Source organism: Blastopirellula marina (genome assembly GCF_002967765.1).
In the GTDB taxonomy this organism is placed as follows: Bacteria; Planctomycetota; Planctomycetia; order Pirellulales; family Pirellulaceae; genus Bremerella; species Bremerella marina_A.
In genome coordinates this window covers 1,185,448-1,199,429 of record NZ_PUHY01000012.1, presented here as the reverse complement: position 1 = coordinate 1,199,429, position 13,982 = coordinate 1,185,448, and the positions used below count along the sequence as shown (strand labels likewise).

The following is a 13,982-nucleotide window of genomic DNA, read 5'->3' as shown; positions in this document are numbered from 1 at the left end:
GCAGCCTCTTGCAGAAACAACTACGTTGAAAAGCAATTCCAACAACCGGCGATCGTTTCTAACCAATATGTTGGCCGCTGGCGGTCTTTCGCTGTTCAATTCTTCACTCGATAGCGCAAGCGGCAACGAATTCCCTGTGGAGGAACTTCCACGTTGGTGGCCGACCCAACGAAAGCCCAAGGGCATTATTCGCCTGACAACCAAGGAAGGTCATTCCCCTGCCCTGGCGATGCTCGCGCAGTCACTCTCCGGTCTGGCAGCACAGGCGGTCAACCAAGATCGTGGCGAAGAGCTTGTTTGGATCGATACGCCGCACGAAGCATATCGCCGCTGGTACCGTGCAACGCTGCAGAAAACCGGCATCGAGCAACGTGGTGAACTGGACGCGTGGCAACTACTTGCACGATTACGAGATCAAGGAATCGTCCATGGATTCGTGCGGTATCGCCTTGATCATTCAACAGGCTCTGCAAACAAAGTCCGTGACGGCATCGATCTTTCCGTCAACGTCGCCACCAGCCTATGCGGCGTATTGGGTGCTGTTCTGATCGAGGACAGCCTCATCGACCAAGCTCAAGAATTGGGGCTCCACGAATTGGTTGATGCTCGCGAGATGTCCTTGTCTGAATGCTTCGAAAGTCACAAGGACAAGTTCAACCGGCATCTCATTCTGGCACAAGATCCGCGCAAACCACACATGCGAGAACTAGCGATCGCCCACCGTGCAATCACGCTGTTTGGACAAGAAAACCCAGTGCTCAGCATCCTTGCCTGGCTAGACCCATTAAGCACCGTACTGGGGTGGAACGGCGGTGAGGAATGGATGCAAGTCAAGCAGTTTTCAGAATACGGCCACGTGCTGACCGTCTCGGATTGGGCCATGGGACTTCCGTTCCTCTCGATCGTAAACCCCGAAAACAAGCTTCCCCAAATCAATGGGCTCGATCCAAGGGCAATCGATTGGTCGTGGGAGGGCCCATGCGCGGCCCTCGTCATGAGCGACGGCGACAATGTGCAGTGGACAATAGGCGACTTCACAGCCAGTCGTCATGAGTATTGGGACGCCCCAACGAGTGGCGAATTCCCCTTCTCCTGGACCGCCCCGATCGTTCCGCTGACGCAAACGGCTCCGGTCGCTGCCGATCACCTCGCCAGGACCAAGCCAGATCAGACATCGCTGGTCGAGTTCGGTGGAGGATACATCTTCCCCGACGTTTTCGGCACCAAGCGAAACGAGAATGATTTACTTGAGAAGTATGCAGCACGTTTAGGTACATGGATGGAAGCCACCGATACGCGTGTTCTCTGTTTGCTTCTTCTCGATCTCGATAGTCCCGCAGCTAAGCATGCTTATGCCACGTTTGCCCGCAACATTCCCGGCCTGGTCGGCATAATCGCCATGCAGTATGCGCCGTACGAGGGAGGCCACGGCAAGGTATTCTGGGAAGACGATGGCCTCGGTGGGCAAGTGCCGATCATGACGTGCCGCTATGCGATTTGGGAACACGCCAATCGTCCCAACGCTGGAACGCCCAGCGAGATTGCATCGCAAATTTCACAAGAGCTTCCTGCCGAGCAATCCCCCGAAGATCGCTTGGCATGGACCGTAGTTCACGCGTGGTCTTGGTTTCGCGAATCAGACGATCCCACGTTCGAGGAGGTTCCTCAGCAGCAGGCATCTCGCCAAGGTGCCCGACGCGGTCATGCGGTTGCCAATTGGTGCCAACAACGGCTGGGAGCAAACGTTCGTGCGGTCACGATCGAAGAGCTTTTATGGCGTCTCCGAATGGCTCATAATCCCGATGCGACAAAACGACACATTGAGTGACGACGGTGGTGAACGATTTCCTGCGTTGAAGTTCGATTCTTCCGCTTGGGCATGGTATCTTGAAATCGATTTCCGATGACGACAGATACTTTTTCACGAATTTCCTCCTACGGTTATTCGCCTAATGACCATTCGAACACACGTCGTTTTAGCGATCACCTCGGTAATCCTCTTCGTGATTGTTTCGATCAACTATTCTACTTTCCAGTCGCATAAGCTCATCGATGCCCCGATCTATGCGCCTGAACTTATCGATTCGATCACGATGCAATGGGACGTAATAACCCCCGAGGAATCGGAACGCGAGCCCAAGCAAACTTCCGAAACTCATGACGGTTTCTTGAGTTTTACCTTTGGTGGTAGCATTCCAGGTCTCTGGCTCAACGCACGTATCAATCATCCAGGTGACGCGGATCATCGTTACGAGATCATGTATTATCTCGTGTCCCACGCGGGCAAACAGTTTATCCTGGCCAGCGGACCAGCGCCGCTTAAAGAATTTTCAGGCACCACCGTCGGAATCCTTGGCTTTGCACGTAATCCTCAAAAGAAAATCGACTGGGAATCAGCGCGGGTATGGTGCGAGGTTCGTATCTTTAACGAACATGGCGACGTTGTATTCCACGGTATCAAGCAGTCTGACTTGATCCCTCAAGAAGGACTGGACTTGATACGGAGTACTAAGTGATTTTTCTTTCTCGACCAACCACGTTCCTTTACCTGGTGTTCATTCAAGAATGGAGTCGCATGAGCAATTATTCATTCGCCCCGTGCCGGCAGCTTGCGAATTTAGGATTGTGCCTTGTCTTGAGTCTTTGGTTTTTCAGCAACACCACGTACGGCCAGGAGCTACAAACCGTGCTCTTCAATGGAAACATTCACCACAACCAAGAGCGAGAAGCGAAGCTCGAGAAGAACTAATACGACAAGTCGCACGAAACCTTTACCGCGAGATTCCTGGCAGCATCTATAACGGAACAACGCGCAAGTTTAAGTTGATTCCTTCCGAGGCGAAAAGAGTGTCCACAACGAAGTCTCCGACAAAAAGCTGGCCAAGCCCAGGTGACTCTCGAGGTGACCTGAAAGTGGGGTCAGAAGACGCAGCTGAGTTGCCATAACAACTCTTCATATCGAATCCACAACCCAGCGATAGCCATTTAACTCGGAAACCTTCTAGCAGCAAGGGCTTAGCGTTCACTTCTAAGCTGGTAGACCGCGGAGTCGAATTATTAGAGAAGCTGCATTATCTCGCCCAAATCACTGCGGTTTAGTTTATCGTGCCTCGGTAGTACTCCGCACGATCCCCCCGCTCTGAATGCGCTCCCCCTACGAATCGGACACGGATCGCGGTAAGTTATTACCCAAGCAATAGTAAGGGAAACTCAAGCACGAGATAGGGCTGCCATGTATCACGAAGAGCACGTGCCGGGACTGAATCTGCTGGTCGAACTGCTTGATCAGGTTGTGCGCGAACAAGTGGGCGATTCGCTCGCCGAGACGATGAGTCGCATCCGTCGCATGGCCCTTGAACGTAGAGCCGGTATTCCTGATGCCGAACCACGCCTGCTAGACGAGATCGGTCGTATTCCGAAAGATCATCTGCGCAGTGTGATTCGTTGGCTGAGTCTCTACTTCGATCTCGCCAACCTGGCGGAAGATTATCATCGTGTCCGTATCCTGGATCAGCGCGCTGAAGTCGCCGAATCGGAAGGACTTCCCCGTCGCGAATCGATCGCCGATGCCATCGGCCAACTCTCTGCCGATGGCTGCTCAGCTGCCGAGATGCAGGAATGGCTCGACCGATTAGCGATCACGCCTGTCTTCACAGCGCATCCTTCGGAAGCCAAGCGTCGTACCACAAGGGAACTCCTTCGACGACTGCGCGATCACCTGCCCTACCTGGAAGTAAGTCCGCACGAAGAAGACTACGAGTCCGCCCTGAGCGATTTGACTTTGCTCTGGCAGACCGACTCGCTTCGTCCGCAGCGTCCTGGGGTGATGGGAGAAGTCGAACGCGGCCTCTTCTTCGCCGAAGCATTATGGGATGTCGCACCGCAGATCTACCGCGAGATGCGGATGGCCTTGGCCCGCTACTACCCGCATCATCAGTTCGAGCTCAAACCATTCCTGACATTTGGCAGCTGGATTGGTGGCGACCGGGATGGACACCCGTTCGTCACAGCCAAAGTCACCGAGACCACCCTCTTACTCCTCCGCAAGACGGCACTCGAACGTCATTTGAACTACTGCCGCGAGCTGAAAAAGACGCTCGTAACTTCCGATCGTCAGGCAGCCGTGACTGATGAAATCCGTAGCCGCGTGAACGAAGCGGCGGAATCCTGGGAAGAACTGCACGCCCGCTTGGAAGAAGTCTCGCCAAACGAGGTGTACCGACGTTATCTCAAGATGATCGAGTTCCGGCTCGAGGCGTCCTTAGGTCAGGTGTTCGTCGAAGGTGACGAGCATGTCGCTTATCGGCGTCCTGATCAACTGATGGAGGACGTTGAGCTGCTTCGCGAAAGCATGCTCGAACATCAGGGCCGCCGCGTCGTCGAACGTTATTTGGATCCTTGGAAAGACCGAGTCCAAACCTTCGGTTTCCATTTCTTCTCGCTTGATGTTCGTCAAGACTCGGATGTCCATCGCAACGCTTTGCGTGAGCTTTTGTTCCCGGAAGTCGACCCAGACACGCCGATTGCCGAAAAGGATTGGGTCGAGAAGCTGTCCGATCTGAAGCACACACCAACGTTGGACGAATCTAAGCTGAGCGACATGACCAAAGAGGTTTTGGCTACCTTCTCCGTGCTCGCCGATACGATGGCCGAACGTGGCTCGCGTCCCTTTGGTGGTTACGTAATCAGCATGACCCATCAGGCGACTGACGTGATGGCCGTGCTGTGGTTGTGGAACTTTGTCTGGAATCAGCTTCACCCTGGCAAACCGCGTCCGCACCTCCCGATCGCTCCGCTGTTTGAAACGATCGACGACCTGGAGCGGGCCCCGGTCATTTTCGAGGCCATGCTGGCCAATCCGGTCTATCGGGATTACTTGAGCCAACAGCCACGCCTGGAACAGATGATCATGGTCGGATATTCCGACAGTACGAAGGACGGTGGCTACCTGACTGCTTCGTGGAATCTACACTCGGCCCAGGAACGTCTGGCCGAGGTTGCCGAGAAGCATCACATTGAAATGACCATCTTCCACGGCCGCGGTGGAAGCCTGGGCCGTGGTGGCGGACCTGCTGCTCGCGGCATTCAATCCCTGCCACCGCAAGCGGTGGATGGAAAGCTACGACTGACCGAGCAAGGGGAAGTCCTGGCCGAACGCTACGATAACGCCGTGATTGCTCACCGCCACATCGAGCAGCTTACCTGTGCGACACTTCTAGTGAGCGCTGCGAAAACGTCTTCCGAGATGGGCTCGTGGAAGGAAATGACCGAGGCCATGTCGGACGCCGCCTTGGCCAAATACCGTGAACTGGTCTCGCATGAAGACTTTCTCCGTTACTTCGACAAAGCAACGCCGATTAGTGAAATCGAAGGCCTGCCCATCGGTTCGCGTCCGGCTCGTCGCCGTGAACGAAAGTCTCTGAAAGACCTTCGCGCGATCCCTTGGACGTTTGCCTGGACACAGTCACGTCAGCTTTTGCCAGCCTGGTACGGAATGGGAACCGGTATCCGAACCCTAGTCGACGAGCAAGGTGGCGACTGGGAATCGCTTCAAGAGATGTACCAGGAGTGGCCTGTGTTTCAAGCGACGATCGACAATGCAGAGCTTGCCTTGGCTAAGGCGGACATGGAGATCGCTCGCGACTATGCTGAACTTGCCGGGACTGCTGCCGAAAGCATCTGGAAGCTGATCGACGAAGAGTATCGCTTGACCTGTGCGGCGATTTGTTTGATCCGCCAACAGCACGAGCTTCTCGAAAAGATTGCCTGGCTCAACCGCAGCATTCGTAGCCGTAATCCTTACGTCGACCCGCTCAATTTGATCCAGATCCAGCTCATCAAACAGAGCCGCGAGAACGGAAGTGCCGGCGACGAAAATGACCCAGAAAGCTTGGCCCAAATGGTTCGCTTGACCATCCAGGGCATCGCGGCTGGTTTGCGTTCGACGGGTTAGTCCGCGAGCACAGCCTGATTACTGCTCGGCCAGCCCGATATGCAGTTGGTTGTCACCTTTATTAATCGTGACAATCTCATCGTATTTTCCGTCGAGACTCTCGACGGAAAATACGTGCCCGATGAAAGTCGAGTTAGCACGCTTGCTACCTGGTGGCACGTCAAACGTCACATGACGTCGCCCATTAGGACGGATCCACGTCACTCGCACGACGCCTGGATGTTCATTCACCCAGGTAATATTGATAGGCGCTCCCCCGCGGCGTGAATGAACCTGAGGAACCAGCTTGATCGGATGAGGGGCGAGTACGCTCTTTAGCCGTTCCTGTAAACGAGTGATCACATTCGGATATTGGTCAACAACGTTTTTGTTCTCTGCGGCATCTGCATATTGATCGTAAAGCTCTTGGGCTTCGATCGAGCCATCGGCCATCGATCTCCACTCAACGTAACGCCACTTGTCGGTAAGGATGGAATTACCCATCAATTGACCTCGAATGTATTGGCTAAACACAGCGTCTTTGTGTACCGCGGAAGGGTCATCCAGCAAATGGGCCGCATTCTTGCCATCGATGAAGTCGGGAACAGGAACACCCGCGACATCGCAGATCGTCGGATACAAATCGAGGGATTCAATTAGCTGATCACAGCGTTGGCCGTTTGCCTTCGCTCGAGGACTACGAATGATCATGGGGATGTGCGTATCGATGGTGAAGTTTGTCATCTTCCCCCAGCCATTGTGTTCGCCAAGTTTGTAGCCATGGTCACTCCATAGGACGATCGCGGTATTTCCAGCGAGCTCATTTTGCTCGATTGAATCAAGGAGTCTGCCAATCTGGGCGTCAACATAGGAGATGGCAGCGAAATAAGCATGTCGCAGGCGCCGCGATTCGGATTCCGGCAAGCTACCAGAATAGGGTGTCGGCATATCAATCATATCAGCGTAATGAGACAGCTCGCCGTTATTGCCGATGGAGTACTCCGGCGCACCTTCTGGCGGATTTGGATTCTCGGCAAGTGGCAGCGTGTTGCGGTCGTACTTATCCCAGTATTTCTTCGGAGGCGTCCAAGGTAAGTGAGGAAGAACGTATCCGACCGCCAAGAAGAATGGCTGATCTTTCTGGGCGAGATCTTTCAATCGGTCAATCGCCAGCAGAGTCATCGCACCATCCGCATGCTGATCGTCGGCGATATCTGGTGCATTAGTGATCGGACCTCGAAGATTGTTGTATCGCCAATCTGATTCCGGCAGCGTCTCCATTACCTGTTTGGTGAAGGCCCTCTGCTCTGGCGTGTAATTTCCGAAACCAGCGTTACCCCACTGATGTGGCTTATCCCACGAACGAGGATCTTGCCACGGATTGTGAAAGATCTTGCCGTACCCTTCGCATGTATAACCAAACCGGCGGAGATACTGAGGCAGTGTGACTGCGTCAGGCATCGACTCACGAAAGTGTATAGTCAAGGTCCACGTCCCGAGTCGATCAGGCCGAATCCCTGTCCAGGTACTCGCCCGCGAAGGATTACAGACAGCCACTTGTACGTGACATCGATCAAACGCGACGCCACTTGCAGCCAGACGATCGATGTTCGGGCTATGCACATACGGCATCCCATAACACCCCAGCTCAGGCCGAAGGTCGTCGACACAAATCAACAGAACGTTCAAGCGATCCTCAGGTGCGTCACCGAGAGCAATAACAGGGACGCTGGCCACCGAGGCAATTACTAAGAGGCATATCGCGTTAAGTTTTAGAATGTCCACTGCGAAACATTAACCTTGTTCAATTCGGATCGATGCCCTTCCCGTCGATGCCGGTGGATCTACTCAGCGGGAACGATCGCTTTCGCCGAGCGATCATCAACCCGAAAGTATCCAAGCGGCTTTTCCGTTGTCGACGAAATCTGCCACACCGCACCGGGGCGAGTTTGCTGTCGAGCCGTTTCGCCAGGAGCCATGTCGCGATAAAACTTGGATTGGCCTTCGCGGTCGATCCAATAAAGTTTCACCATGTTTTCCGTCCGATTAATGAAGAAAACGGGGAACGGCGAACCATCTGGTTTTGAAGGTGGCGGCCCAGCTTCTTTGATCTTAGTCCATTTCAACGAATTGAGCGATGCAATGCTCGGTGGACGTAGTGGTGCGAACTCGCTCGGCCCCTTTCCCTTCAACTCAGCCAGCTTCTTGGCATACTTAGGATCGGCTGCTAAATTGTTCCACTCGAACGGATCGCTCTCGATGTCGTAAAGCTCTTCGTCTCCGTTAGCGTAATGAATATAACGCCATGACTTCGCGCTTAGTCCGTAGTCACCGGCGTGGTGGAGACAACTGATCGAAACGTGTGGCCACTCCGCTTGCGGATTATCTAGCAGCGGAGAAAGGCTTGGTCCATCATGAACTTGGGTGGCCGGCAGCCCACATAGATCGAGCAATGTTGGAAACAAGCTGACCAAATTTACTGGCTGATCGCACACTCCCGGCTTGGTCCCCTGAGGCAAACCAGGAGCAGCTTCGGGTACTCGAATAATTAACGGCACACGGGTGCATCGTCGCCAGGCCGTATACTTCTGCCAATGTTGTTTTTCTCCCAGATGCCAGCCATGATCCGACCATAACACGACGATGGTATTGTCGGCGTATTCACTTTGATCGAGCGCGTCGAGCACGCGTCCCAACATCGCATCGGCAAAGTAGATTGAGGCGAGATACGACTGAATCGCGTGCTTCCACTCACCATGTTTCTGGATGTGAGCGAAGTAGCGATTGGGCCCTTGCCGCTTGCCTTCCGGTGGTAGATCGTCCAGATCATCTTCTTTGTAACCTGGTGGAAGTTCGATCGAATCGAGAGGGAACGGTTTGAAATACTTTTCGGGAACAAACCACGGTTCGTGCGGTCGATAGATGCCACACGCCAGAAAGAATGGCTTGTCATGCTTTTTGGCTAACTCACCGGAAACCCACTCACTGACCGCATAATCACCACCAAACTCTTCATCGGTCGCGTCAAGTCCACCCCAATCGGTTTCGATGTATTGCCATGGGCCACCCCGCGGCAAACTCACGGGTCGCTGCTCGGGATATAACGTTTCTGGAATAGGCATCTCCGTCGAGGGTGCGGGAAAGTAATCATCCCACGAGCGGGCATCGATGATGTAATGCAGCATCTTGCCGGAGCCAGACGAATGATAACCATGCCGTGAGAAGGTCTTGGGAAGCAGTTCCGCATCTGGCAAGACCTCACGCAATTGCTGTGAATTGGTATAGACCCCAGAGACGTTGGGGGCCATGCCGGTGAAGATTGCGGTTCGCGAAGGATTACAGGCCGGGGCTGCGCAGTGAGCGTTCGTGAAAAGAATGCCTGACTTGGCCAGCCGATCGAGATTCGGAGTTTTCGCCTGCGGATGACCCCCCATGCAACCGATCCAGTCGTTTAGATCGTCCATTGCGATGAACAACACGTTTGGGCGCAGCGACGATTGATCCTGCGCATCGACCGATTGGAGGCCAATCATCGAAAACATCGCACTCAGGACACTCACCCAAAAAGAAAGACGCCGATTCGGCGTCTTCCCAATTCCCTCAGTGGTGACTTGCGTACTCATCTCGATTCCTCAACTCAAAGCTCGTTCACAATTCGCAAAAACACGAGCTTCCTATTCTCATGAGTCCTAATCACCGTCTCAACGATCGAATCGATACAGATAATGACGAAATAACACAAAAACAAACCGTTCTTAGCACGAGTCACCGTAGGCTTCGGATTAACGGAAGAAATGTGTGCACGAAACTAAAGTGAAGCCCAAAGATCTATTTTGCAGAAATTCTGCCTTGCAGATTTGAACACACCATCACATCGGTTTATCATAGCGGTCCGCTCGGGGGGGATGTCCTCGCGTATTTGTTATCGCCCTTTTCGATTTGCTCGCGCGAGATTCGCGATTCAACCTGGGCATTACTCGTTGTTCGTTGCCTGGGTCTGGGAACTCTTCGTGATTGAAGTTATTAACCTCGTCAAAAACTTTGGTGATAACGCCGCGCTGAAGGGAGTCAGCTTCACCGTACGATCAGGCGAGGCTACTGGATGCCTCGGTCCGAACGGCGCGGGGAAATCGACCATCATGAAAACATTGGCGGGCCTGCAACGACCAACTTCGGGCGAGGTTCGGATCTGTGGTTACTCGCTTGCCTCGGAACCACTCGAAGCGAAGAAGCGGATTGGCTATGTTCCTGAAACAGCGGCAATGTATACCGGTCTGACGGCCAACGAATATCTTTCGTTGGTCGCCGAACTCTATCATTTGGATCGTGACTTTGCTGCCGAGCAGATCGGCAAGCTGCTGAGAGCCTTCCATTTGACCGACGTAGCGGATCGTCAGATCGACTCACTTTCGAAGGGCATGCGGCAAAAGGTCTTGATCAGCAGCGCGCTACTACACGATCCAGAGGTTCTGATTTTCGACGAGCCATTGAATGGACTTGATGTGAATGCCGCTCTCACTTTTCGGCGGATTGTTGAAGATTTAGTCAGCCAGGGTAAGACCGTCTTTTATTGTTCGCACATCTTGGATGTCGTCGAACGTCTTTGCAAAAGGGTGATTGTCCTAAATTCGGGAGAAGTGGTAGCGGACGACGAAACGGCCAATCTCCTCGCTTCCACTCCGAAAGGCTCACTTGAATCGGTATTCCAGGAATTAACACGCATCGGCCCCGAGATCGAATGGGGAGCCGCCTTGGCAGAAGGGCGAGCCCCAGAGATGCCGAAACGAGACGACTCTTCGTCGGGAACTCGAATCGGATGAAGGAGACGATGAATCAATTCCTGGAGGCCCAAGGGATCGACCCACGGCAGTACATCGCACTTGTCAAAGCGTTTCTTACGTCGGACATGCGCGGACTGCATTATACGAAGGCCACTGGGACTCAAGCAAAGCACGTAATTAGTCCCTTGTTCTTCGTCGTCGGGCAGTGCTTAACGCTGTCAGCGATCGCCAGCTTGGTGCTCTTCATGCGAGTCGAAGTCTTTTTCTTCTCGTTTGTGAATCTCTCGCTCGGCATGATTGTCATCGCCACGACCGTGCTGGTTGAATTTCAGGAAGTCGTTCTCAACCCCAGAGACTTAGAAATCCTCGGACCACGCCCTATCGCGCCTCGCACCTATGCCGCAGCTCGATTTACGAACATGTTGTTCTATGTCGTGCTTATGTTTTTGGCGTTAACCATTCAACCGGCGATTGTGGGAATGGGACTTCGCGATACGGGTCTTGGGTATGGCCCAGCCTATTTAGTCGCGGCCTTCACCGGCAGCTCAGCAACAGTTTGCCTCGTGATCCTCTCGCTAGCAGCGATTGGCAATTCCGAGACACTTGAAGGATGGAAGACCATCTTCGCGTGGACGCAAATTGTGTTGATCCTTGTGGCTGGATACGGCGCGCAGATGATGTTCCGCGACAAGTTATCCCGTTTTGAGTTATGGGGGGCCTTTCCACCTGATTGGATCGTCTACCTTCCTTCTACCTGGCTAGCTCGCTTCGTTGAGCAAGCGTCTGTAGCGCCAACGCAAGCGACCTTTCTTATCGGTGGCCTTTTGCTCTTGTTTTCAGCAATCTGCCTCTGTGCGACGGTTGCGGTAGTAGGACGGCTTTACAAGACGATGCAGCCGCTGACCGTAACGATACGGAATCGACCAATGGGAGAAGCCCATATCGGAGGCTTGGCTTTTGGCTTAGGTCATCGCCTAAGCAAAGGCCCGGAAGAGCGAGCCGGATTTTGGCTATGTGGGCGTTTGTTATGGAGAGACGGGAATCTTCGCATGAGAAGCCTACTCCCGTTCAGCATGCCACTAGCAGTGACCGTGCTAGGGATATTCACGCACCAGTTTGCTAACCCGATGCGGGAACATGACCCTGCATTAGTCACGCTGCCAATTCTTGCTGTTTACCTGATCGGCCTCGGCGTCCCACACATGATCTATAACCTGACGTTCAACGAAGATCATCACGCCGCTTGGCTGTTGCGGTGCGCTCCGATGATGCGTCCGGTTGGCTTAGGCTTAGGCGTTTGCAAGGCGGTCATGCTTTGGGTAATCACGCCGACTTGTATTTGCCTGGCTGGCGTGGCGGCTTGGGTGTGGCAAGATCCCTGGGCGGCGTTGCTGCATGCAGTGTTGGCTTGGACTTTTGCCTGGGGAATGGCCTTGGCAGCGCTGTGGCTGGCCGTCCCCGATCTGCCGTTCTCTTGTCCGCCAGACCGAGGTGGTTCGAGCGGCCCCGTGATGGTGACCGTGGCCCTTTCTTGTGTGGCAATGAGTTTTGGGGCGTTGCATTACTTGTTTGCCTCCGAAATCTGGTTTTGGGTGGTCGCCTTCGCCGTGATGATCGCGGCAACCATTCCTCTTCGGCAGAAAGCTAGGAATCGTTTCCAGCGTTTGGTCGGAGGAACCCTATGAAGATAAATAAACCAGCAATCCGCTCGGCGAAATTTCAGGTCTCTTTGATGGCTGGGGCGATCGTTGGAGCCGCAGTCTTGGCAATCGTCGCGATCATGGTCCGAGAGGTCTTCTTCGAAAAGTATGTCCATGAAACCTTTCCTCCTATTACGACAAACATCTCGGAGCGGGCAGAACACCTTCTTCAGTTTCCACCTCCGGTAACGGCACAGCCGATTTCCGCTAACGAAGTTGATGCACTGTATGACTTTTACCTCCAGAACCAAAAATTTGATCCCAAAGGTCGACTCGCTGCCCAATTATTTGCAACCAACAGCGAACACACATTCGAAAGATGTTGTCGTACGCTGGTAATTGGCGACTACGATCAGCGCCGGCGCGCTTTACGCATGCTTTCCTTTGCCAACATCAACCAACACCCCACCGAGATACGTCGCTTGCTTGACTATGCGCGGCGGAAGGCCGAGCGACGTAGCGAAGATGACTTGGTATCTGTGGCAGACCAACTGCTTGCCCAGATACCCCAGGGAACGACTCCCTGAGCATTTCCTTTTTTCAGAAACGAACTGACTTTCGAGATTCAGAAAGGATCGACAACATGAGTGACGACGATAGCGGCATCATGGGTTGGGTAATCTTCATCCTAATCTTTGGTGTGGGAAATCTAATTCTTTACATGACCACCGGGATTTTCATCATTCCTTTCCCGAGACGATAACGAAGTGTCATTAACAGAGACGCCTTCGACATCACACCAGGAAGTGGGTTCTGGCCGGCATTACTGGATCTGGCCATTATCAATCCCTCGGTCCCTAGGTGCTCGAACGCTTAGGATGGCTCGCAAATTGGACCGCGCCCTCGCGCCATGGTACCTGTGGTATCCCATGGCGATTTTGGTTGGCGCGATTCCGATGTTGCTCAGCTATCTGGTGGGGCTTCCTGGCGGACAACTTGTTTCATCACTTTTGCTTACGCCGCTGCTCGTTGCAGCCGTCGCGCGCGATTCACTGCCGCGTGGCTTGGGAGCCCTGGCGTTGGCATTCTTCGCCCATTGCGTGATGGTGATTAGCTTGGCTTCACACGATCCCCAAGCGATGGCGGAAATCTACCCTCGTGGAGAGGCCTATTGGCAACAGACGTATCAGTGGGTCGTCACAGGGGAAAGCCCGGAGTATGAACTCACTTTTTGGCTTTGGGCCCACATTCAGTTAATCGCAGCATCATCGCTATTTTCATTTACTTCCCTTGGTCTCGTCACCTTGTGGCAGGGCTTCCAGGAAGTCGACTTAATGAACTGCTATGTTGGAAACATGCTGAATCAATCGCAGAACCCAGCCGTCACACTTTTAGTGGGATGGCATATTTGGTCCGTCTGCCGTGGGCTGGGCTATTTGGTCCTGACCTTCGAAATCGTCAGCTATTCGCTAGAACGCCTCTCCCGTGTTCACCTCAGCACGCGATGGCGAAGGATAACTCGATGGCAAATAGGCCTCGGGTTTCTCGTATTCGATGGCATCCTGAAATACAACTTGCTGGAAGCGGTCCGGCAGGCACTTGAAAACAACCTCGTCACGTAGGCATTAA

At 53.5% G+C, this 13,982-nt stretch carries 9 protein-coding genes; 7 read left to right on the top strand and 2 right to left on the bottom strand.

The annotated features are described in order from the left end of the window. Window positions 1–25: 25 nt before the first annotated feature. The 3 genes from C5Y83_RS21435 to ppc all read left to right on the top strand — a co-directional run bounded on the left by C5Y83_RS21435 (window position 26) and on the right by ppc (window position 5,953). Window positions 26–1,828, top strand: a complete 1,803-nt coding sequence (locus C5Y83_RS21435; RefSeq protein WP_146117864.1) for a GxGYxYP domain-containing protein — start codon at window positions 26–28, stop codon at window positions 1,826–1,828. 175 nt (window positions 1,829–2,003) lie between these two features. Beyond that, window positions 2,004–2,516 (top strand): hypothetical protein, encoded by a 513-nt coding sequence (locus tag C5Y83_RS21430; RefSeq protein WP_146117863.1) that lies wholly within the window; start codon window positions 2,004–2,006, stop codon window positions 2,514–2,516. A gap of 716 nt (window positions 2,517–3,232) precedes the next feature. Further along, on the top strand, window positions 3,233–5,953 hold the full coding sequence (gene ppc, locus C5Y83_RS21420) for a phosphoenolpyruvate carboxylase (RefSeq protein WP_105331765.1): 2,721 nt from the start codon (window positions 3,233–3,235) through the stop codon (window positions 5,951–5,953). Between the two features lie 18 nt (window positions 5,954–5,971). Here the strand turns inward: ppc and C5Y83_RS21415 are convergent, their stop codons facing one another. After that, a complete protein-coding gene (locus C5Y83_RS21415) occupies window positions 5,972–7,717 on the bottom strand; it encodes a sulfatase-like hydrolase/transferase (RefSeq protein ID WP_105331764.1) in 1,746 nt (581 codons plus the stop codon). A 59-nt stretch (window positions 7,718–7,776) separates the two neighbouring features. Then, complete coding sequence (locus tag C5Y83_RS21410) at window positions 7,777–9,555, bottom strand: sulfatase-like hydrolase/transferase (protein WP_261341468.1); 1,779 nt, start codon at window positions 9,553–9,555, stop codon at window positions 7,777–7,779. A gap of 387 nt (window positions 9,556–9,942) precedes the next feature. Here C5Y83_RS21410 and C5Y83_RS21405 point away from each other — a divergent pair, with 387 nt between their 5' ends. The 4 genes from C5Y83_RS21405 (at window position 9,943) to C5Y83_RS21390 (ending at window position 13,975) form a co-directional block, all read left to right on the top strand. Beyond that, window positions 9,943–10,752 (top strand): ABC transporter ATP-binding protein, encoded by an 810-nt coding sequence (locus C5Y83_RS21405; RefSeq protein ID WP_158262443.1) that lies wholly within the window; start codon window positions 9,943–9,945, stop codon window positions 10,750–10,752. Window positions 10,753–10,760: 8 nt separating this feature from the next. Beyond that, window positions 10,761–12,398, top strand: a complete 1,638-nt coding sequence (locus C5Y83_RS21400) for a hypothetical protein (RefSeq protein ID WP_146117862.1) — start codon at window positions 10,761–10,763, stop codon at window positions 12,396–12,398. Continuing rightward, window positions 12,395–12,940, top strand: coding sequence for a hypothetical protein (locus C5Y83_RS21395; RefSeq protein WP_105331761.1), 546 nt, complete (start codon window positions 12,395–12,397; stop codon window positions 12,938–12,940). The genes C5Y83_RS21400 and C5Y83_RS21395 overlap by 4 nt, the downstream gene beginning before the upstream one ends. 291 nt (window positions 12,941–13,231) lie before the next feature. After that, window positions 13,232–13,975, top strand: coding sequence for a hypothetical protein (locus C5Y83_RS21390; protein WP_105331760.1), 744 nt, complete (start codon window positions 13,232–13,234; stop codon window positions 13,973–13,975). The last annotated feature ends 7 nt before the right edge of the window (window positions 13,976–13,982 follow it).

Coding starts and splice junctions, on each gene's coding strand:
- ppc (WP_105331765.1), top strand. CDS start 3,233: ATGTATCACGAAGAGCACGTGCCGGGACTGAATCTGCTGGTCGAACTG.
- C5Y83_RS21410 (WP_261341468.1), bottom strand. CDS start 9,555: ATGAGTACGCAAGTCACCACTGAGGGAATTGGGAAGACGCCGAATCGG.
- C5Y83_RS21400 (WP_146117862.1), top strand. CDS start 10,761: ATGAATCAATTCCTGGAGGCCCAAGGGATCGACCCACGGCAGTACATC.
- C5Y83_RS21395 (WP_105331761.1), top strand. CDS start 12,395: ATGAAGATAAATAAACCAGCAATCCGCTCGGCGAAATTTCAGGTCTCT.
- C5Y83_RS21390 (WP_105331760.1), top strand. CDS start 13,232: ATGGCTCGCAAATTGGACCGCGCCCTCGCGCCATGGTACCTGTGGTAT.